General features: G+C 71.3%; 18 protein-coding genes and 3 pseudogenes. 5 read left to right on the top strand and 16 right to left on the bottom strand.

The genetic code is table 11. From position 1 onward, the window contains the following. Positions 1-210 (bottom strand): annotated as a pseudogene (locus tag EBH09_RS35080) (hypothetical protein); the annotation flags it as partial. A gap of 245 nt (positions 211-455) precedes the next feature. Next, entirely contained in the window at positions 456-1511 is a 1056-nt protein-coding gene (locus EBH09_RS35090) for a LacI family DNA-binding transcriptional regulator (protein WP_121750810.1), read from the bottom strand. 179 nt (positions 1512-1690) lie between these two features. On the opposite strand from EBH09_RS35090, the pseudogene EBH09_RS35095 reads away from it, so the two are divergent. Continuing rightward, positions 1691-3277: pseudogene (locus EBH09_RS35095) on the top strand (glycoside hydrolase family 2 TIM barrel-domain containing protein); the annotation flags it as partial. A 56-nt stretch (positions 3278-3333) separates the two neighbouring features. Here EBH09_RS35095 and EBH09_RS35100 read toward each other — a convergent pair. The 7 genes from EBH09_RS35100 to EBH09_RS35130 form a co-directional block, all read right to left on the bottom strand. Beyond that, positions 3334-4272 (bottom strand): TauD/TfdA family dioxygenase, encoded by a 939-nt coding sequence (locus EBH09_RS35100; protein WP_121750811.1) that lies wholly within the window; start codon positions 4270-4272, stop codon positions 3334-3336. Positions 4273-4550: 278 nt separating this feature from the next. Next, a complete protein-coding gene (locus EBH09_RS35105; protein ID WP_121750812.1) occupies positions 4551-5393 on the bottom strand; it encodes a class II glutamine amidotransferase in 843 nt (280 codons plus the stop codon). A 50-nt stretch (positions 5394-5443) separates the two neighbouring features. Beyond that, positions 5444-6922, bottom strand: a complete 1479-nt coding sequence (locus EBH09_RS35110) for a glutamate-cysteine ligase family protein (RefSeq protein ID WP_121750813.1) — start codon at positions 6920-6922, stop codon at positions 5444-5446. 149 nt (positions 6923-7071) lie between these two features. Then, complete coding sequence (locus EBH09_RS35115; protein ID WP_121750814.1) at positions 7072-7569, bottom strand: peptidylprolyl isomerase; 498 nt, start codon at positions 7567-7569, stop codon at positions 7072-7074. Positions 7570-7618: 49 nt separating this feature from the next. Beyond that, the gene (gene gap, locus EBH09_RS35120; RefSeq protein ID WP_121750815.1) at positions 7619-8617 is read right to left on the bottom strand and encodes a type I glyceraldehyde-3-phosphate dehydrogenase; all 999 of its coding nucleotides are present in this window, start codon (positions 8615-8617) and stop codon (positions 7619-7621) included. 129 nt (positions 8618-8746) lie between these two features. Then, positions 8747-9703, bottom strand: coding sequence for a helix-turn-helix domain-containing protein (locus EBH09_RS35125; protein WP_121750816.1), 957 nt, complete (start codon positions 9701-9703; stop codon positions 8747-8749). A 28-nt stretch (positions 9704-9731) separates the two neighbouring features. Further along, on the bottom strand, positions 9732-10604 hold the full coding sequence (locus EBH09_RS35130) for an SGNH/GDSL hydrolase family protein (RefSeq protein ID WP_121750817.1): 873 nt from the start codon (positions 10602-10604) through the stop codon (positions 9732-9734). A gap of 254 nt (positions 10605-10858) precedes the next feature. Between EBH09_RS35130 and EBH09_RS35135 the strand changes: the two genes are divergently transcribed. Further along, a complete protein-coding gene (locus tag EBH09_RS35135) occupies positions 10859-11398 on the top strand; it encodes a DUF4303 domain-containing protein (RefSeq protein WP_121750818.1) in 540 nt (179 codons plus the stop codon). A gap of 82 nt (positions 11399-11480) precedes the next feature. Then, positions 11481-13382, top strand: coding sequence for a molecular chaperone HtpG (gene htpG, locus EBH09_RS35140; RefSeq protein ID WP_121750819.1), 1902 nt, complete (start codon positions 11481-11483; stop codon positions 13380-13382). Positions 13383-13640: 258 nt separating this feature from the next. On the opposite strand, the gene EBH09_RS35150 is transcribed toward htpG, so the two are convergent. Genes EBH09_RS35150 through EBH09_RS35160 form a run of 3 tightly spaced genes read right to left on the bottom strand, consistent with a single transcriptional unit; the run spans position 13641 to position 16035 of the window. Next, positions 13641-14198, bottom strand: a complete 558-nt coding sequence (locus EBH09_RS35150; protein WP_121750820.1) for a TetR family transcriptional regulator — start codon at positions 14196-14198, stop codon at positions 13641-13643. Between the two features lie 10 nt (positions 14199-14208). Next, on the bottom strand, positions 14209-14790 hold the full coding sequence (locus EBH09_RS35155; RefSeq protein ID WP_121751170.1) for a sugar O-acetyltransferase: 582 nt from the start codon (positions 14788-14790) through the stop codon (positions 14209-14211). A 36-nt stretch (positions 14791-14826) separates the two neighbouring features. Next, positions 14827-16035 (bottom strand): MFS transporter, encoded by a 1209-nt coding sequence (locus tag EBH09_RS35160; protein ID WP_121750821.1) that lies wholly within the window; start codon positions 16033-16035, stop codon positions 14827-14829. A gap of 61 nt (positions 16036-16096) precedes the next feature. On the opposite strand from EBH09_RS35160, the pseudogene EBH09_RS35165 reads away from it, so the two are divergent. Then, positions 16097-16363, top strand: a pseudogene (locus EBH09_RS35165) (antibiotic acetyltransferase); the annotation flags it as partial. A gap of 43 nt (positions 16364-16406) precedes the next feature. After that, positions 16407-17123: a GntR family transcriptional regulator gene (locus EBH09_RS35170; RefSeq protein WP_121750822.1), complete on the top strand. Its 717-nt coding sequence runs from the start codon at positions 16407-16409 to the stop codon at positions 17121-17123. 51 nt (positions 17124-17174) lie between these two features. Here the strand turns inward: EBH09_RS35170 and EBH09_RS35175 are convergent, their stop codons facing one another. From EBH09_RS35175 to EBH09_RS35190, 4 genes are all read right to left on the bottom strand, one after another. Continuing rightward, the gene (locus EBH09_RS35175) at positions 17175-18167 is read right to left on the bottom strand and encodes an aldo/keto reductase (protein WP_121751171.1); all 993 of its coding nucleotides are present in this window, start codon (positions 18165-18167) and stop codon (positions 17175-17177) included. Positions 18168-18199: 32 nt separating this feature from the next. Beyond that, positions 18200-18955 (bottom strand): SDR family oxidoreductase, encoded by a 756-nt coding sequence (locus tag EBH09_RS35180; RefSeq protein WP_121750823.1) that lies wholly within the window; start codon positions 18953-18955, stop codon positions 18200-18202. After that, positions 18952-20298: an enolase C-terminal domain-like protein gene (locus tag EBH09_RS35185; RefSeq protein WP_121750824.1), complete on the bottom strand. Its 1347-nt coding sequence runs from the start codon at positions 20296-20298 to the stop codon at positions 18952-18954. The genes EBH09_RS35180 and EBH09_RS35185 overlap by 4 nt, the downstream gene beginning before the upstream one ends. Positions 20299-20454: 156 nt before the next feature. Continuing rightward, a partial coding sequence (locus EBH09_RS35190; RefSeq protein WP_345940969.1) for a BRCT domain-containing protein occupies positions 20455-20719 on the bottom strand: 265 nt, incomplete at its 5' end.

The raw sequence follows: 20719 nt of genomic DNA on the forward strand, positions 1-20719 counted from the left end.
GGGGCGTGCCAGCCGCTCGGCGCGCTGTGCCCGCGCGACGCGCAGCCGGTGCTCCGTCCGGGCGCGGGCGGCACACCAGGCGAACACGGCGGCGGCGTACAGGCCCGGAAGGGCGAGCCACGGGTGGTGGGTGGCCGCGTATCCGGCCGCCGCGAGAAGGAGGGCGGCGGCGGCACGGCACGCGTGGGCGGTGCGCAGGCTCGGCGTCACAGGGAACTCCCGTTGGTCGGCGACGGAGAGGGCCTCGGGACATCCGTATGCCCGCTGTTCGCCGCCGAAAGCCGTGCTGAGGCTGTTCGTTCTCCCGCGCCCGTTCCCGCGCGTGGTGGCCCAGGGCCGGGCTGCGGATCGTCGCCAGGTGATGGAGGACGAGCGCCTGTACGCGCTCGACGTCGCGCTCCGCGATCGGGCCCGTCGTGGGCCTGCTGCCCGCGCTCACCGCACCGACCGCCCCCTCAGCGCCGCTCGTGGCCCTCCGTGCTCTCTCTCAGGACGAGCCGGTGGGCCACGATGCGGTCCTGGGGTGACAGCACACCCGGATCGACGCCGTCACTCACGCCGTCCGGTCCCGTCGCCTCCTCGATGCGGCGCTGGAGCAATTGCACGGCGACCTTGGCCACCGCCGCCTTGTCGGGGGCCACCGTGCTCAGCGTCGGTACGCTGAAACGGCCGCCCTCCACGTCGTCGAAGCCGATGACGGCGACGTCCTCGGGCACTCTGACGCCGTGCTCGTGCAGGGCGCGCAACGCGCCCAGCGCCAACTGGTCGTTGAGACAGAGCAGCGCGTCGGGCCGCGCGCCCTCCCGCAGCGCCCGCGCCACTGCCTCGGCGCCGTCGGGCATCCGGAAGGAGCCGACCGGCAGCAGGGCCGCCGGATCGTAGGCGATGCCCGCTTCCGCCAGGGCGGCACGGTAGCCGCGGGTGCGGGCCTCGGCCGTCCCCAGGCCCGAGTCGTCGCGCCCGCCGACGGCGAGGACGCGGCGCCGCCCGAGACCGATCAAGTGGTTCGTCGCCTCGCGCGCGGCGCCCTCGTTGTCGATGGCCACGTGGTCGGCGCCCTCCTCCAGCAGCTCCCCGAGAAGCACGGTGGGCGGGGCGCCCGCACGGTCGCGCAGGTCGTCCGCGGTCAGGGCGAGCGGGCTCAGGATGATCCCGTCCACGAAGGCGGAGCCGAAGCCGGCCAGAGCCGCCAGCTCATGGTCGCGATCCGCCCCGGACTGATGGATCAGCACGGTCAGGGAGCACTGCTCGGCCTCGCGGATCACATGCCGCGCCAGCTCGGCGAAGTACGGGATGTCCAGTTCGGGAACGACCAGGGCGATGATGCCGGTGCGCCCCTTGCGCAGATGGCGCCCGGCCAGGTTCACCCGGTAGCCGAGCTGTTCGATGGCCTCGCGCACCACCTGCCTGGTCCTGTCCGAGACATGGGCGTAGTCGTTGATGACATTGGAGACCGTCTTCTCCGACACGCCCGCACGACGTGCGACGTCCTTGATCCTGGGCCGTGCCACCGAGACCTCCCTGCCTCTCACGCGAGGACCGAGTCTATGTCCCGGTACCGCACCGGTCCGAGCGCGGGCGGGAGCAACTCCCGGTGTGACCCCCCGCCCACCGTCGCCGCTGCCCGTCTTCGGGCCACAGCTCTTTACAGCCCATGTACATCGATGTAAAAACTAGCCACCGCATCCCCCTCACCCTGCCGGCGGCCTGGGCCGGACGCCGCGTACTGCTGCACTTCGGCGCCGTCGACTACGACACCACCGTGTGGGCCGACGGCAATGAGGTCGCCCGGCACCGCGGTGGTTTCACCCCCTTCACCGCCGACCTCGGCGACATCGCCGGGGCGGGGGCGGAGGTCGTCGTCACCGTCCGGGCCCGCGACCCCAGGTCCGGTCCGCAGGCGCGCGGCAAGCAGGCCGTGCAGTACGCCAACCACGACTGCAACTACACCCGGGTAACCGGCATCTGGCAGACCGTCTGGCTGGAGCCCGTCCCCGACCTCCACCTGCGCCGCCCCCGGATCACCCCGGACCTGGCGGGCTCGGCCTTCCACCTCGAACTGCCCCTGTCCGGCAACCGGCCCGGACACCGGGTACGCGCCGTCCTCGGCGACGCCGACGGCGAGGTGAGCCGCGCCGAGGCCCGTGCCGACCTGGACCTCGCCCCGCGCCTCCACCTGCCGGTGCCGGAGGCCCGGCGTCGGGAGTGGAGCCCCGACGACCCGCACCTGTACGACCTGCGCCTCGAAATCCTCGACGCCGCCGGACAGGTCGTCGACAGCGCGGAGAGCTACGCCGGGCTGCGCGCCGTGGGCCTGCGCGGCAAGGCCGTCACCCTCAACGGGCGCCCGCTCTTCCAGCGCCTCGTCCTCGACCAGGGCTGGTACCCGGACGGACTGATGACCGCCCCGACCGACGAGGCACTGGCCCGCGACATCGAGCTGGCCATGGAGGCCGGCTTCAACGGAGCCCGGCTGCACCAGAAGGTCTTCGAGGAGCGCTTCCTGTACCACGCCGACCGCCTGGGCTACCTGGTCTGGGGCGAGTTCGGCGACTGGGGCTGCGAGACGGGCGGCTCCTCCGGCGACAACCAGCAGCCCGACGCCTCCTACGTCGGCCAGTGGCTGGAGGCCCTCGAACGCGACTACTCGCACCCCTCCATCATCGGCTGGTGCCCGCTCAACGAGACCTACCAGAAGCTGCACGACCGCATCACCCAGCTCGACGCCGTCACCCGGGCCATGTTCCTGGCCACCAAGGCCATGGACACCACCCGACCGGTCATCGACGCCTCCGGCTACGCCCACCGGGTCGCCGAGACCGACATCTACGACTCCCACAACTACGAGCAGGACCCGGCGGCCTTCCGCCGGCTCATGTCGGGCCTCGCCAAGGACGCCCCCTTCGTCAACGCCTACGACAACGGCGCCCCCTACTCCCAGCCCTACCGCGGCCAGCCGTACTTCGTCAGCGAGTTCGGCGGCATCTGGTGGGCCCCGGAGGCGGCCGCCGACCGCTCCGGCGAGGACCGCACCGTGTCCTGGGGCTACGGGGAACGGGTCCGCAACGAGGACGAGTTCCACGAACGGTTCAGCGGCCTGACCGAGGTGCTGCTGGGCGACCCTGACATGTTCGGCTACTGCTACACCCAGTTGACCGACGTCTTCCAGGAGCAGAACGGCGTCTACCGCTTCGACCGCGGCCTGAAACTCGACGTCGCACGCATCCGTGCCGCGCAACTGCGGCCGGCCGCGATCGAGGAGCAGGACCCGGCGTAGCGGGACCCGGGGCCGTGTTGCGGCGGACCGCCGCCTCCGGCCCCGGGCGCGCCGGGTCAGAAGGGACGGTCGCCCTCGATGGCGACGCGTTCGGCGACACGGCGGTCGGTGCCGTAGTCGCCCACGGCGTAGTGCTGCGTGGCGCGGTTGTCCCAGAAGGCGATGTCGCCGGGCTGCCAGCGGAAACGCACCTGGTACTCGGGAACGTGCGCCTGCTGGAAGAGGAAGCGCAGCAGCCGGTCGCTCTCGTCCCGGTCCATGCCGGTGATGTGGGTGGTGAAGGAGGTGTTGACGAACAGCATGCGCCGCCCGGTCTCGGGGTGGGTACGCACGACGGGGTGCTCCACGGGCGGGAAGAGATCCTGGTGCGGGATCAGCCGCTCGGGACCGTAGAACCTCGCGAAGCCGGGGATGAAGTCGTGCACGGCGCGGGCACCGTCGATGCGGTCCTTCACCTCCTGCGGAAGGTTGTCGTAGGCGGCCGCCATGTCCGCCCACATGGTGTCCCCGCCGAACGGCGGGACCTCGCGCAGCTGGAGGACGGCGCCGAGCGCCGGCCGTTCGCGGAACGTGACGTCGGTGTGCCAGACGTTCTCGTACGTCGGAGTGGCCCCGTCGGCCTTGTCGAAGCGGACGACGTCCTCGCTGGAGCCGGCGGCGAGAAGGGGATTGGTCTCCAGCTCGCCCCAGTGGCCCGCGAAGTGGCGCTGCCGGTCGGAGGTGAGGTGCTGGGCCCGGAAGAACAGCACCTTCCACTCCAGCAGGGCACGGTTCAGCTCCTCGCGCAGTGCGGAATCGAGCGGGCGCGAGAGGTCGACGCCTCTGATCTCGGCGCCGATCGTGCGCGCCTGCGGAACGACCTCGAAGAGTTCGTAGGGCCGTTCCTCCCAGCCCGCGGGCAGTCGGCGCAGCACACGCCGGCCCTCGTACATTCCGTCCTCCGGGACGCGCGCTTCTCGCAGACTGGTGATCGGGCCGGCAGTGGTGACGGTCATGGGAGTCCTCCCCTTGTGCGGCGGTACGGGCGGGCCGGGCCATGGCGGTACGACGTCATCGCCGGACAAGCCCGGGAAAAGAAGGTGTTCCGGACTGTTCGCCGGAAGGAACACCGATCGGCTCACGACGCGGTACGCGTCGGGCCCTCGGTTCGAAGACGGCCGTTATCGGCCGGAGCGCTCACAGCCGGTTCGCTCGGGCACGCGGGGACACTCCGCCGTGGTGCCGAACCGGTATGTGGTCATGGCACCGATTGTGTGATCTTCTCGCGCTCGTGTCAACGGGGTCGGACGGGCTGCGGGACGAAGGGCAGCATCGCATCGCCCTCGGGCTGGACCACGCCGTAACTGCTTTCGGGCACCTTGTTCCAGACGCCGGGCAGATCGCCCAGGGGTTCCGAGACGATGAGGCGGGTCTCGTCGGACGCCTCCCGGAGGAACGGCAGGTCGGGGTGGAGGGCACGCAGGCTCTCCACACGTGAGCTGTAGTAGAGCGACCGTGACTCCCCCTGGCTGGAGTAGCGGAAGGCCCACAGCCGCAGCCCGTCGGTCACGGCGACCGTCATCTGCATCGGGTACTCCACGTCGTGCCGCTGTCCGACCTCCTCCACCAGCCCCGTCATCCGTGCCACGGCCGTAGGAGGATCGTCCTCCAGGCCGAACGTGAGGGCCAGGAAGAACATCATCTCCGAGTCCGTCGAACCCTCGATGTGCGTGAAGAGCCGCGGATCGACGGCCAGGGCGAGGTCGCGCCGGACGCGGTGGAACTCGGCGATCGCGCCGTTGTGCATCCACATCCAGCGGCCGTGGCGAAACGGGTGGCAGTTGGTCTGCTGCACCGCGCTGCCCGTCGAGGCCCGGATGTGCGCGAAGAACAGGGGTGAGCGGACATGGCTCGCGATCTCCCGCAGATTGCGGTTGCTCCACGCCGGACCGATCTCCCGGACGATCGCGGGTGTCGTCATCTCGGGACCGAACCATCCGACGCCGAACCCGTCCCCGTTCGTCGTCTCGACGCCCATCCGGGCATGCAGGCTCTGGTCGATCAGTGAGTGCTGCGGCTGGTAGAGGATGGTCTCCAGCAGCACGGGCGTTCCCGAGTAGGCAAGCCATCGGCACATCGTCTGCCGCCTCCCTGGTCCTGGGCGCGTGCCGCGCGGGGCGGCGGCCCTCAGTCGACCGGCCAGGTGTGGACCGGGGCGTTGAGATGCATGTAGTCCATGTACTGCTGTGTCATCCGGCGCAGGGCCTCGTGGCGGCCCGGATGGACGGAGGCGTCGATGTGGTGGAACATCTCCTTCTGCCAGACCGCGCCGTTGCGTCCGGTGACGCACCGCTGCTCGATGATGCCGAGCAGCGGCTCCCGCCAGGCCGCGTCCATGCCGGACAGTTCCAGTCCCCGGTGCGCCAGGGGCAGCAGCCGCCGCAGGACCAGTTCGGGCACGGTCACCTCGCCCACGCCGGGCCAGTACAGCTGTGCCTCGATGCCGTGCCGGGCCGCGGTGTGCAGGTTGTCCTCGGCGACCGAGAAGGACATCCGCGACCACACCGGCCGCTCCTCCTCCACCAGGGCGCGGGTGAGCCCGTAGTAGAAGGCGCCGTTGGCGAGGGTGTCGGCGACGGTCGGGCCGGCGGGCAGCACGCGGTTCTCGACCCGGACGTGCGGTTTGTCGTGGGCGACGGCGTAGACGGGCCGGTTCCAGCGGTAGATGGTGCCGTTGTGGAGGGTGAGCTCGCCCAGGTCGGGGATGTCACCCCGGTCCAGCGTCTCCACCGGGTCCTGGTCGTCGCACAGGGGCAGCAGTGCCGGGAAATAGCGCAGGTTCTCCTCGAAGAGGTCGAAGACGCTGTTGATCCACCGCTCTCCGAACCACACCCGGGGCCGCACGCCCTGCGCCTTGATCTCCTGCGGCCGGGTGTCGGTGGCCTGCTCGAACAGCGGGATACGGCTCTCGTGCCAGAGTTCCTTGCCGAGCAGGAAGGGCGAGTTGGCCGCTAGGGCGACCTGGACGCCGGCGATCGCCTGGGCCGCGTTCCAGTAGTCGGCGAACTCGTCGGGGGAGACCTGGAGGTGGAACTGAGTGCTGGTGCAGGCGGCCTCCGGCATGATCGTGTCCGCGTAGGTCCGCAGCCGGTCGACGCCGTCCACCTCGATGTGCAGGTCCTCGCCCCGGGCGGCGAACACCTGGTCGTTGAGCAGCCGGTAGCGCGGGTTCTCCGACAGGGCGGCCTCGCCCACGTCCGTCTCGCGCAGTGTGGGCAGGGTGCCGACCATGATCAGATGCGCGCCGATCGACTTGGCGCGGTCCTCCGCGTGGTTCAGGGCGGCGCGGATCTCGGTCTCCCAGGAGTCGGGGCCGCCCGCCGTCAGCCGGCGGGGCGGGATGTTGATCTCCAGGTTGAACCGGCCCAGCTCGGTGGCCCAGGCGGGGTCCGCGATCGCTTCGAGCGCGTCGCTGTTGCACATCGCCGGCTCGGCCTCGTCATCGACCAGGTTCAGCTCGATCTCCAGCCCCACCTGGGGCCGCCCGGTCTCGAACCGCGACTCGCGCAGCATCTGCGCGAAGGCCTCGAGGCACTCCTGCATCTTGCTCCGGTACCGGCGGCGGTCCTCGCGGGTGAAGACCAGCGCCGGGACGTCCCGTCCCATCGGCCCTCCCGGGTTGCCTCGCTCGGACGCCTCTCCACCCCAGCGTCGCACCACCTGGCGCCCCCCACCAGACGGGACGGCGAGGGGGCCCACCGCACGGTGTGCGGTGGGCCCCCTCCGGTTCAGGTCCTGGTGCGGCCGATCAGCCCTCAGACCTTGCCGGACTCCCGTACCGTGATCTTCGCGGAGGTGCGGCCGGCCGGGGAGGAACCGTAGCCCTCGATCTTGTCGACCACGTCCGTGCCCTCGACGACCTTGCCGAAGACGACGTGCTTGCCGTCCAGCCAGGGCGTGGGGACCGTGGTGACGAAGAACTGCGAGCCGTTGGTGTTCGGGCCCGCGTTCGCCATGGAGAGCAGGTAGGGCTCGGTGTGCTTCAGCTGGAAGTTCTCGTCCGCGAACTTCTCGCCGTAGATGCTCTTGCCGCCGGTGCCGTCACCCCGGGTGAAGTCACCGCCCTGGAGCATGAACTGCGGGATCACGCGGTGGAACGGGGAACCCGCGTAGCCGAAGCCGTGCTCGCCGGTGGCCAGCTCGAGGAAGTTCTTGGCGGTCTTGGGGGTGACGTCCTCGAAGAGTTCGAAGACGATGCGGCCCGCATCCTGGCCGTCGATGTCGATGTCGAAGTAAACCTTGGAATTGCTCATCGCACCATTGTGACGTGCGAGCCCCCGTGATGTCGCACCGGCCATGCCTTCAGCGTGTGGCGAGCAGTCCGAGCGTGTCGATCACGCGGTTCGAGAAGCCCCACTCGTTGTCGTACCAGGCGACCACCTTGACGTGGCGGCCGTCGACGCGGGTCAGGGCCGAGTCGAAGATCGACGAGGCCGGGTTGCCCGTGATGTCCGAGGAGACCAGCGGGTCGTCCGAGTACTCCAGCACGCCCGCGAGGGGTCCCTCGGCGGCGGCGCGGTAGGCGGCCAGCACGTCGTCCCGCGTCACGTCGCGGGCGACGGTCGTGTTCAGTTCGACGATCGAACCCACGGGCACCGGCACCCGGATCGAGTCGCCCGACAGCTTGCCGTCGAGGTTCGGCAGCACGAGGCCGATCGCCTTGGCGGCGCCCGTCGTGGTCGGCACGATGTTGACCCCGGCGGCGCGGGCGCGGCGGGGGTCGCGGTGCGGACCGTCCTGGAGGTTCTGCTCCTGCGTGTAGGCGTGCACCGTCGTCATGAAGCCGTGTTCGATACCGGCCAGCTCGTCGAGGACCGCGGCCAGCGGCGCGAGCGCGTTGGTCGTGCAGGACGCGTTCGAGACGATCGTGTGTGCGACCGGGTCGTACGCGTCGGTGTTCACGCCGTACGCGAGGGTGACGTCGGCGCCGTCCGACGGTGCGCTGACCAGCACCTTCCTCGCGCCCGCGGTGAGGTGGGCGCGGGCGGCGCCGGCCGAGGTGAAGCGGCCGGTGGCCTCCAGCACGAGCTCGACGCCGAGCTCGGCCCAGGGCAGCCGCGCCGGCTCACGCTCGGCGAGCACCTTGATGCGGTGGCCGTCGACGACGAGGGTGTCGCCGTCGACGGTCACCGGGCGGCCGAGCCGGCCTGCCGTCGAGTCGTAGGCCAGCAGCCGTGCGAGGGTGGCGGGCTCGGTGAGGTCGTTCACGGCGACGACCTCGAGCTTGCTGTCGCGTTCGAGCAGGGCGCGCAGCACGTTGCGTCCGATGCGGCCGAAACCGTTGATGCCGATGCGAGTCATGAGTGGTGTCCCCTTCGGGTTCGCCGTGCGGTCCGCCACCAGACTCCCGCGCGGCGTCCGCCGACGGCAGCGGCGTGAGTGCCACGGTCCGCAAGGATCGCGCCAATCGTGGGAGGCGGCGGTGGCGGGCTACGCGCCCCGGGCGAAGGTGCGCCGGTACTCGCTGGGTGTGGTGCCGAGGATGCGCTGGAAGTGCAGCCGCAGATTCGCACCAGTGCCGAGGCCGACGTCGGCGGCGATCTGCTCGACGCTGAGCTCCGAGCGTTCGAGCAGCTCACGGGCCATGTCGATACGGGCGCGCATGACCCACTGCATCGGCGTGTACCCCGTGTCGTCGACGAAGCGTCGGGAGAGTGTGCGTGCCGAGACCGCCGCATGCCGGGCGAGGGCCTCCAGGGTCAGTGGTTCGCCGAGCCGGCGCAGCGCCCACTCGCGGGTGGCGGCGAACCGCTCGCCCAGCGGCTCCGGCACGCTGCGCGGCACGTACTGCGCCTGACCGCCGCTGCGGTAGGGGGCGGCCACGAGGCGCCGGGCGGCGTGGTTCGACGCGGCCACCCCGAGGTCGCCGCGCAGGATGTGCAGGCACAGGTCGATGCCCGAGGCGGCGCCGGCGGACGTCAGCACGCTGCCCTCGTCCACGAACAGCACGTTCTCGTCGACCCGCACGAGAGGGTGCTTCGCCGCGAGCGCCCGGGTGTAGTGCCAGTGCGTCGTGGCGCGCCTGCCGTCGAGCAGGCCCGTTGCGGCGAGCGCGAAGGCGCCCGTGGAGATGGCGGCGAGCCGCGCGCCCCGTCCGTGGGCCGCCGTCAGCGCGTCCACGACGGTCCGCGGCGGATCGTCGAGGTCGGGGGACCGGTAACCGGGCAGGAAGACCACGTCGGCCCAGGCCAGCGCGTCGAGGCCGTGGGCCACGTGGTACGACAGGCCGTCACCGCCGGTCACGAGGCCGGGCGCCGCGCCGCACACCCGCACCTCGTACGGCATGCTCGCGCGCGTGGTGAACACCTGCGCCGGAATACCGACATCGAGAGGCTTCGCACCCTCGAGCACGAGGACGGCGACACGACGCAGGCGGGAGGACGGCACGGAGCCAGCGTACGTGGGGGAGCGGGGGTCAGCTCAGGCCCAGCACGCTCATGGTGTGCTCGGCCATGCGCCGCTCCCCGAGGGCGTTGGGGTGGACGGGGACCAGGCTGTGTCCGAAGAGCAGCGGTTCGACCCACCGGGTGCCGGGGGCCTCGCAGGCGTCGTGGCCCTCGGACACCCGGGAGAAGTCCACATACGTGGCACCGGTCTCCTCGGCGGCCCGCTCGACGACGGCGTTGAGGCGGGTCTGGATGTCCCGCAGATAGGGCACGTCACCGGCGGCCACCGGCAGCTTCACGAAACAGGACGGGTCGCCGGTGGCCGGTGTGATCCACGGGTAACCCAGTGCCGCCACCCGGGCGTTGGGAGCCTTGTCACGGACGGTGCGCAGCGCGGCCTTGAGCGCGGGGTAGGTGTTGGTCTCGATCTGGTCCACGAAGGACGTGCCGTGTCTGTCCTTGCAGGGGCTGCCCTTCCCGCCGCTGAGGACACCGGCGGAACCGCACGCCGTGATGGCGTTGATGAACGTGTTGTTGTCGTTGCCCCCGATGGTCAGCGTGACCAGGTCCGTGCCGGTGCTGAGCGCGTCCACCTGGGGCGCGACTCCCGGGTATTGCGCCTGGGTGAAGTGGGAAGTCTGTGCGGCGCCGCAGGTGACGTCCTTGAGGCGGGCGCCCGTGGCGGAGGCGATGACGTGCGGGTAGTTCGCCGTGGAGCGCAGGCAGAGCAGGTTGGTGAGATCGACGGGCAGGACGCCCGAGCCGGCGCTGTAGCTGTCGCCGAGGGCGACGTAGTCCAGGGAGGGGGTGGCGCGCGCGGTGGCGTCGGTGAGACCGAGAGCCAGCGTGCCGGCGAGAGCGACTGACGCGGTCATGACACGGCGCAGGGCATGCTTCGGCATGTGGTCCCTCTTCTCGGGGCGTGGGCGGGGGAGTTGAGCGAGCGCGCGACCGGTGGTTACCGGCCGGTTCTACTTTTAAGTAATGTGCCCGCGCCCTGACTTTGAGTCAACGTTGTTGACGGAACTTCTTGTATCCGCCTTTTCGGAGGTCGGCCCCCAGGTGGCCCGGTCGGCCGACTGCCGTGAGCGCTGTCGGTGCCCGTCGCTATGCTCACCGAGCCCTTTACGTCCCGCGCGCACCGGGAGCCGATGCCGTGCCACCGACCGAGACCGACCTCGCCGACGCCGTCCACAGCGCGGCCCGTGCCGCCCTCCTGGACCTGTTCCGCGACCATCCCGACCACCGGTTCTACTACTGCACCCTCGTCACCCCCGGCGAGGCCTACGGGCCGGCGCTGTCCGCCTGGTCCGTCCAGGCCCTGGCCGAGGAGTCGGCGCGCCAGGGCCGCGCGCCGCTGGACATCAAGTGGTCCTACGCCGACTCCCCGTTCTGCGGCTACGGCGAACGCCATCTGGAGCCGGTGCGGCCCCTCTTCGAGGCGCGGGGGGAGCTCTTCGACCTGCCCGACGGAGAGTGGGAGGCCGAGTTCGACCTGAGACTGCGGGCGATGGAGACGGCCATGGCCCGCCTCGACGCGGAAGGACTCTTCGGTACCGGCACCGACCGTCACTCCGTCGTCGTCACCGTCGAGGTGCCGTCCGAGACGGGCAACGACGAGCGGGCGCTGCGGCTCAACCCGCCGGAGGCGCTGACGGACTGGCTGGCGGAGGCCGCCGTGCTGGAGCACGGCTGACCGGCGCCGATGGGAACCGGGCTGTTCTAGAGTGACTACCGCCAGTCCAGAAGACCGCGGACCTGTGAGGTACTCACCAGCCATGACGACCGAAACGTTTGAGTTCCAGGTAGAGGCGCGTCAGCTCCTGCAGCTGATGATTCACTCCGTCTACTCGAACAAGGATGTCTTCCTGCGCGAGCTCGTCTCCAACGCCTCCGACGCGCTGGACAAGCTGCGCCTGGCCGCCCTGCGGGACGACACTCCCGACGTCGACGTGACCGACCTCCACATCGAGCTCGACGTCGACAAGGAGGCCCGCACCCTCACCGTGCGGGACAACGGCATCGGGATGTCGTACGAAGAGGTCACGCACCTCATCGGCACCATCGCGAACTCGGGCACGGCCAAGTTCCTGGAGGAGTTGCGCGAGGCCAAGGACGCCGCAGGGGCCGACGGGCTCATCGGCCAGTTCGGCGTCGGCTTCTACTCGGGCTTCATGGTGGCGGACGAGGTCACCCTGGTGACCCGGCGCGCCGGTGAGACCGAGGGCACCCGCTGGACGTCGCGCGGCGAGGGCACGTACACCCTGGAGACGGTCGCCGAGGCGCCGCAGGGGACATCCGTCACCCTCCACCTCAAGCCCGCGGACGCCGAGAACCAGCTCCACGACTACACCTCCGAGTGGAAGATCAAGGAGATCGTCAAGCGGTACTCGGACTTCATCACGTGGCCGATCCGCCTGCTGCCGGAGCCGGCCGGGGAGGGCGCCGAGGCGCGCGAGGCCGAGACGCTCAACTCGATGAAGGCACTGTGGGCCCGCCCGCGCGACGAGGTGTCCGACGACGAGTACCACGAGCTGTACAAGCACATCGCGCACGACTGGCGCGAACCGCTGGAGACGATCCGGCTGCAGGCCGAGGGCACCTTCGAGTACCAGGCACTGCTCTTCGTGCCCTCGCACGCTCCGCACGACCTGTTCACCCAGGGCTACCAGCGCGGCGTACAGCTCTACGTGAAGCGCGTCTTCATCATGGACGACTGCGAGGAACTGCTGCAGCCGTACCTCCGCTTCGTCAAGGGCGTCGTCGACGCGCAGGACCTCTCGCTCAACGTCTCCCGCGAGATCCTCCAGCAGGACCGCCACATCCGCATGATCCAGCGCCGCCTGACCAAGAAGGTGCTGGCAACGGTCAAGGACCTGATGACGTCCGCGCCGGACCGCTACGCCACCTTCTGGCGGGAGTTCGGCGCCGTCCTGAAGGAAGGCCTGGTGACCGACTCCGACAACCGGGACGCGATCCTCGCCGCCTGCTCGTTCGCGAGCACGCACGACGCCGACGAGCCGACCACGCTGAAGAGTTACGTGGAGCGGATGAAGGACGGCCAGGACGACATCTACTTCATGACGGGCGAGTCCCGGCAGGCCATCGAGGACTCCCCGCACATGGAGGCGTTCCGCGCCAAGGGTGTCGAGGTGCTGCTGCTGACCGACGCCGTGGACGAGGTCTGGGTCGACGCGGTGGGGGAGTACGAGGGCAAGCCGCTGCGTTCGGTGGCCAAGGGCGAGATCGACCTCGGTGGCACCGAGGACGACAAGAGCGACGCCGAGAAGGACGCGCAGAGCGAGGAGTACGCCGGGCTGCTCGGCTGGATGACGGAGCACCTGGGCGAGGACGTCAAGGAGGTCCGCCTCTCCTCCCGCCTCACGGTCTCCCCGGCCTGCGTCGTCTCCGACGCCAACGAGCTCACGCCCGCGCTGGAGAACATGTACCGGGCCATGGGCCAGGAGGTGCCCCATGCCAAGCGGATCCTCGAACTCAATCCGGAGCACCAGCTGGTGAAGGCCCTGAACCGGGCGCACACGGAACAGCGGGACCGGACGGAACTGACCGAGACCGCCGAACTGCTGCACGCCCTGGCGGTACTCGGTGAGGGAGGCCGGCCGAAGGAGCCGGCCCGGTTCGTGAAGCTGGTGGCGGACCGTCTGGAGCGGACGCTCTAGCCCCAAGCCGGGCGACGGCGTCTGCTGAACGGGGATGCCCGTGCGGCACGGGGTCAGGCCTGTGCCGCACGGGCGGCCAGGGGTGTCGTTCGGATCCTGCCGGGGTCGCCGGGTCCGGCACGCGCGTCCGCGGCGTTGTCGTCGGTTGCCGGGGCTCCGCCCTGTCGCGCTTCCCCGCCTTGCAGCCGCACGTACCAGACCCCGCTCGGGGTCGGTGGCGAGGCTCGCCCGGAAGCCGGCCTGATCCGAACGACACCCCTAGGAGACGCGCCGGTCCGTGGTCGTGACGCGGGCGACGGCCTCCGCGGTGAGGGCCCGCCCGTGGGGTTCACGGGCCAGCGCGCGGTGCAGGGTCAGGCCCTCGATGAGGGCGTCGAGCTGGCGGGCCGTGTCCGGGTCGAAGTGCTTCTCCAGGTGGACGCGACTGCGGCGCATCCACTCGTGGGTGAGTTCCCGGTAGGCCGGCTGCCGCGCGGCGAGGGTGTACAGCTCCTGGGTGAGCACCAGGTCCCGCTGGCTCCCCTCGGACAGTTCGTGTACGAGGTCGGCGACCGCCGCCCGGGCCTGGTCGCGGTCGGCCGCCGCGCCGAGGCGGGCGTCGAACACGGCGACGATGTGGTCGGTGAAGCGGCCGAACGCCTCCCGCAGCAGCTCTTCGATGCCGCTGAAGTGGTACGTCATCGAACCCAGGGGGACCCCGGCGCGCGTGGCGATCCTCCGGTGGGAGACGCGCGCGATGCCCTCCTCGGCGATCAGGTCGAGCGTGGCGGCGATGATGCGTTCACGCCGTTGAGGATCCCTGTGTCCGGTTGCCATGGGAGCAGGCCTACACCTTCCGCACCGGGCGGGCGGGATTGCCGACGGCCACGACGTTGGCGGGCACGTCCTTCGTCACGACCGCTCCGGCGCCGATGACGGCGTTGTCGCCGATGGTCACGCCGGGCAGGACGACGGCGCCACCGCCCAGCCAGACGTTGTCGCCGATGGTGATGGGTCGGGCGGCCTCCAGCTTGTCCCGCCGGGGCTCGGCCTCCAGGGGATGCGTGGGGGTCAGCAGCTGGACGCCCGGCCCGATCTGGCAGTCCTCGCCGATGGTGATCGCCGCGACGTCCAGCGCGGTCAGGTTGTAGTTGACGAAGGTGCGCGCGCCGATCGTGATGTTGCTGCCGTAGTCGACGTACAGCGGTGGCCGCACGTGGGCCTCGGCGCCCAGGGAGCCGAGCAGCTCCGCGAGGACCGGCCGCGCGGCTTCCGCGTCGTCCACGTACGCGGCCTGGTAGCGGGCGGCGAGCCGCACGGCCTGCTGCTGCCTGCGGGCGATCTCGGGGTCGTCCGCGATGTAGAGGTCGCCCGCCTCCATGCGCTCGAGGTTCGTGCGGGGGTCCTGCGCGAAGTGGTCCGTCGGCATGCGCACGATCGTACCCTGGAGCGTACGAACGTACATTCACTGTCGCCGGGGCCGCAGCACTCCGGCGAGCAGGAGCACGAGGAGCCCGGCGAACGGCACCACCAGCAGCCCCACCCGCAGGCTCGACGCATCGGCGACCAGCCCCACGATCGGCGGGGAGAGCAGGAACCCCAGCCGCATGAGCCAGGAGACGATGGTGAGCCCGGAACCGGGCTTCAGGCCGGGCAGCTCGTCCGCCTCGTGCATCGCGGCCGGCACCAGGGTCGCCACTCCGAACCCGGCCGCCGCGAATCCGAGGATCGTCCCGGGTACCGTCGGCACGGTCAGCGCCAGGCCCATGCCGGCCGCGGCGACGAGAGCGCCGGAGCGGGCCACCGCGCGCTGGCCGAACCGGTCCACGAGCCGGTCGCCGATCAGCCGGCCGACGAACTGCGCACCGACCAGGGCGACATAGCCGGAGGCGGCCAGCGCCACCGACGCGTGCAGCGAGTCGGAGAGGTAGAGGGTGGCCCAGGAACTGCCCGCGTCTTCGACGAGCGTGCCGGCCGTGGCGATCAGCACGAGCGCGGCGAGCACGTAGCTCGTACGCGGCCCCGGTGCCGTGTGCCGCGTCTGCCGCGGTGCCCGGCCCCCGGCGTCGGGTTCCCCGTCCGGTTCGGTCTCGGGGCCGGGCAGGCAGAACCGCAGGGCGGCGCACGCCGCGACCGCGAACACCACGGCCGAGAACAGCAGGTGCCCGCCCCGCGGGACGTCGAGAGCCATCGCGGCGGCGGCCATGGACCCGCCGGTGACCGCGCCGATCGACCAGATGGCGTGGAGGGAGTTGATGATGGAGCGTCCGTAACGGCGCTGCACCCGCAGACCGTGGGCGTTCTGCGCGACATCGGTGCACGCGTCCGCCGCCCCGGCCAGGAACAGCGCGCCCGCGAACAGCACCACCGTGTCCGCCAGTCCGGCGGCGAGGATCCCCACCCCGGTCAGCAGCGTGCCGCCGACCGCCACCCGCGCCGAGCCGAACCGGCGGACGAGTATCCCGGCCGCGAGCCCGGCCGCGATGGCGCCGGCCGGGAACGCCGCCACGGCCAGGCCGTAAGCCGCGTTGCCGATACCGAGGTCGGCCTTGATCTGCGGATACCTCGGCAGGAGGTTGGCGAACAGGGCCCCGTTGGTGAAGAACAGCACGGCGACGGCCACGCGAGCCCGCCGTTCGGCCAGGGCGGGCCGACGCAGTACGTCAACAGTCATGCCCGGAGCCTACAGTCGGGAGTGTACGAACGTACACTCCCGAATCGGGTGCCTCGCGAGCCACGGCGCGACGGTCCTGCCATGCGTACGGATCGGATACGGGGCGATCATCGGCGCGGACTCCGTGGTCACCCAGGACGTGCCCCACTACGGGATCGTCGGCGGCAGCCCCGCCCGTCTCATCCGCACCCGCCACAAAGGCGAGGACGTCGCCCGGCTGCTCGCGGTGGCCTGGTGGGACTGGCCGGCGGGTCTCATCACCGAGGAGCCGCGGACGATCATGCCGGGCACCGTCGCCGGCCTCGAAGCGGTCGCCCCACCTCGTTAAACTGGCGCCCGCCGTAACGCACAGCGCCCCTGAGGAGACCCGGATGCCGGCACGCGACCCGTCCGTCTCCGCCGACGCGGCCGGGGCGCAGGGGCCGTCCTCGGCACCGGTCCGGCAGGTGCTGTCCGACAGCGTCTACGAGGACATCAAGGCCATGGTCATGGACCATGAGATCGCCCCCGGTGCCCGCGTCGGCATCGAGGCCCTGGCCCGCACGCTCAACGTCTCACCGACCCCCGTGCGCGAGGCCCTGGCGCGGCTGGAGTCCGACGGTCTCGTCGTCAAGCGCTCCCTGTCCGGATACCGGGCCACCGAGTTGCTGACCCGGCAGGGAGTGGAGGAGCTCTTCGAGATGCGGCTGCTCCTGGAACCGCGAGCCGCCGCCCTGGCCGCCCGCCACGCCGACGAGCCCCAACTGGACGCCGTCGAGGCCATCCTGGAGGACATGCAGGCCCACCCCGGCCCCGCCGGACCGTACGCGGCCTACCGGGACTTCGCCGTCCTGGACCAGCGCTTCCACGACGCGATCGCCGAGGCCGCCCGCCGGCCCCTGCTCGCGGACGCGGTGGAGCGGCTCCACTCCCACCTGCACATCTTCCGCCTCAGCAGTCTCCAGAGCGAAGGCGCCCCGACCCTCGCGGAACACGAGCGCGTGGTCCGCGCGATCCTGCGCCGCAGGCCCGAACGAGCGGCCGAGGCGATGGCGGACCACCTCGCCCGCAGCCTGGAACGCCGGCTCGGCCGGCTCGGACCCGGCTGACGGCGCACCGGTTCCCGCTGCCTCGACCGTGGCGCTGCGTGCGGACGAGGCTCAGGAATCGCTCCCGGCCGGCACCGGTACCTCACCGGGCAGCAGGCCTCGCGTCCGCAGCCCCTCCCACACCGTGCCGGGGAGGGGCCGGTGGAACTGCTCGGCCGCGTCCCGTACCTGGGCGGCCGACCGCGCCCCGACGAGGACGGAGGCGACCGCCGGATGCCCGAAGGGGAAGCGCAGCGCGGCCGTACGCAACGGCACTCCCCACGACTCGGTGACTTCGCGCATCCGCACGGCCCGGCGCAGGAGGTCGGCGGGGGCGGCCGCGTAGTCGTACGTGGCACCCGGTGACGGATCGGCCAGCAGTCCGGAGTTGAACACACCGCCGACGACCACGCTTTTGCCGGCCGCCTCCGCGGTGGGCAGCAGGGCGTCCAACGCGCCCTGCTCCAGGAGGGTGTAGCGCCCCGCGCACAGCACTGTGTCGACGTCCGTGTCGCGCAGGAAGCGCGTCAGCATCCGGGTCTGGTTCATTCCCGCGCCGATCGCCCGTACGACCCCTTGCGACCGCAGGTCCTCCAACGCCGGGTAGGCCTCCCGGAACACCTGTTCCTCGTGGTCGTCGGGATCGTGCAGCAGGACCAGGTCGACGCGGTCGAGCCCGAGGCGGGTGAGGCTGTCCTCCAGCGAGCGGCGCACCCCGTCGGCGCTGAAGTCCCACCGCCGCAGGTGGGTGGCCGGAACGGCGAAGCCGTGGGCGAGGTCGTCCCCGCCGCCGTCGTGGGGCACGAGTACCCGGCCCACCTTGGTGGACAGGGTGAAGCTGTCCCGGGGCCTGTCCCTGAGGGCCTCGCCCAGTCTGCGTTCCGACAGGCCGAGGCCGTAGTGCGGCGCCGTGTCGAAGTAACGGACGCCCGCCGCCCAGGCGGCGTCCACGGTGGCCGCGGCCTCCTCCTCGCCCACGCCCCGGTAGAGACCGGCGACGGCCGCGCCGCCGAAACCGAGGGCGGTGACGCGGACGTCACTGCGGCCGAGGGCGCGGCTGGGCAGCAAAGGGCGCGCACCGTTCGGGCCCGGCCGCGTCACCGTGCCTCCGGGCGCGACCGCAGCCCCTGCATTCCACCGTCCACGGCGAGCGCGGTGCCCGTGACCGAGGCCGCGGCCGGGCTCGCCAGGTACACGATGGCCGCCGCGACCTCCTCGGCCGTGACCAGCCGGCCCATGGGCTGCCGGGCGGCGAGCGCCTCCCGCTCGGCGACCGGGTCCGCCGCCCGGTCGAGGAGGCGGCCGATCCAGGGGGTGTCCGCCGTACCGGGGTTGACGCAGTTGACGCGGATGCCCTCCCGGAGGTGATCCGCCGCCATGGCCAGCGTCAGGGACAGCACGGCGCCCTTGCTCGCGCTGTACAGGGCGCGCTGTGGCAGGCCGGCCGTGGCGGCGATCGAACAGGTGTTGACGACCGCGGCATGCGCGGAGGCCCGCAGGTGGGTCAGCGCCGCGCGGGTGGCGCGGACCATGCCGAGGACGTTCACGTCGAGGACCCGGTGCCACTCGGCGTCGTCGTTGTCCCCGACCGTGCCCACCGCGCCGATGCCGGCGTTGTTGACCAGGATGTCGACGCCGCCCAGGTCCCCGGCGGCGGTGGCGACGGCGGACCGCACGGAGGCGTCGTCGGACACGTCCGCGAGGTAACCGCGCAGGGGTTCGCCGACGGCCGACGGGTCGAGGTCCAGCACGGCGACGTCGGCGCCGCGGGCGGCCAGAAGGGCCGCGGTGGCCCTGCCGATACCCGACGCGCCGCCGGTCACCAGGGCTCTGAGACCGGACAGTTCGCTCATCGGTTCGTACCCTTCCGCCGTTCCGCGCAACCGGTGGCGTCGTTGACCCAGAAGGAACCGTCCGGATACCGATGGGCGGCGATCGACGCGGCGCGCATCTCCGAGGAGAAGCCGGGTCTCGTGGGCGCCCTGTAGTGGCCGTTCGCCACGGTGGCGGGGTCCTCGAAGTGCTCGTGCAGATGGTCCACGTACTCGATCACGCGGTCCTCGGTCGTCCCACTCAGCGCCACGTAGTCGAACATCGACAGATGGCGCACCAGCTCGCACAGGCCGACGCCGCCGGCGTGCGGGCAGACCGGGACGCCGTACTTGGCGGCGAGGAGCAGAATCGCCAGGTTCTCGTTGACGCCGCCCACCCGTGTCGCGTCGATCTGCAGCACGTCGATCGCCTCGGCCTGCAGGAGTTGCTTGAACACGATGCGGTTCTGGACGTGCTCACCGGTGGCGACCCTGACCGGGGCGACCGCCCTTCGTACGGCCGCGTGCCCGAGGATGTCGTCGGGGCTGGTGGGCTCCTCGATCCAGTACGGGGTCTGGTCGGCCAGCGCGTTGGTCCACTCGACGGCCTCCGCGACGTTCCAGCGCTGATTGGCGTCGACGGCGATCCGGACGTCGGGGCCGACGGCCGCGCGCGCCGCGCGCAGCCTGCGGACGTCGTCGGCTAGATCGGCGCCGACCTTCAGCTTGATCTGCGTGAAGCCGTCGGCGACCGCCTGCTCGGCCAGTCGGACCAGCTTCTCGTCGGAGTAACCGAGCCAGCCGGGGGAGGTGGTGTACGCCGGGTATCCGTTCGTCAGAAGGCGGGCCTCGCGCTCGACGGCACCGGCCTTGCCCTGCCGGAGCAGCGCCACGGCCTCCTCACGGGTGAGGGCGTCCTCGATGTAGCGGAAGTCCACCTGGTCCGCGAGCCATTCCGGTTCGGCGTCGGCGAGCAGCTTCCACACCGGTCTGCCCGCCCGCTTGGCCGCCAGGTCCCACACCGCGTTGACCACGGCGCCGATCGCCATGTGCATCACGCCCTTCTCCGGGCCGAGCCAGCGCAGTTGGCTGTCGCCGGTCAGGGCCCGGCCCACCGACCCGGGGTCGGCGCACACCGCTTCGGCGGACAGGCCCAGGACGTGGTCGCGCAGGGCGGCTGTCGCCGCGGCCTGCACGTCGTTGCCGCGCCCGATGGTGAACGTGAGGGCATGGCCCTCCAGCCCGTCACCCGCGTCGGTCCGCAGGATCACGTACGCGGCCGAGTAGTCGGGGTCGGGGTTCATCGCGTCGGAGCCGTCGAGCTCGCGTGAGGTGGGGAAACGGATGTCGATCACGTCGAGGTCGGTGATGCGCGCCGCTGCCATGGTCGTGTCCCCACTGGAGTACCGGACGGCTGGAATCACATAGGATCGTGTCGCCTCTGATGGTGAGGCAGGTGCCATCACCTGGTCAATACGCTTGCGGCACCCGGCAGATCCCATAGGATTCTTCGGGTGGTGTGGGCCACCGCACTGCTCGGCTCACTCCAGGAGACCGGCGACAAGGGTGGCGAACTCGTCGGGGGTGGCGAGGCGGACACCGAGCTGTTCGGCCTTGACCCGCTTGGAGCCGGCCCCCTCGCCCGCGACGACGAGCGACGTCTTCTTGGAGACGCTGGAGGAAGAGCGCCCGCCGGCCCGCTCGATGAGTTCGTTCATCTCGTTGCGCGAGAGCTTCTCCAGGTTTCCGGTCATCGCGCCGGTGACCACCACCCTCATCCCCGCCAGCGGACCATCCTCCGCCGGC

The organism is Streptomyces sp. E2N166 (genome assembly GCF_003671715.1).
Taxonomy (GTDB): Bacteria; Actinomycetota; Actinomycetes; order Streptomycetales; family Streptomycetaceae; genus Streptomyces; species Streptomyces thinghirensis.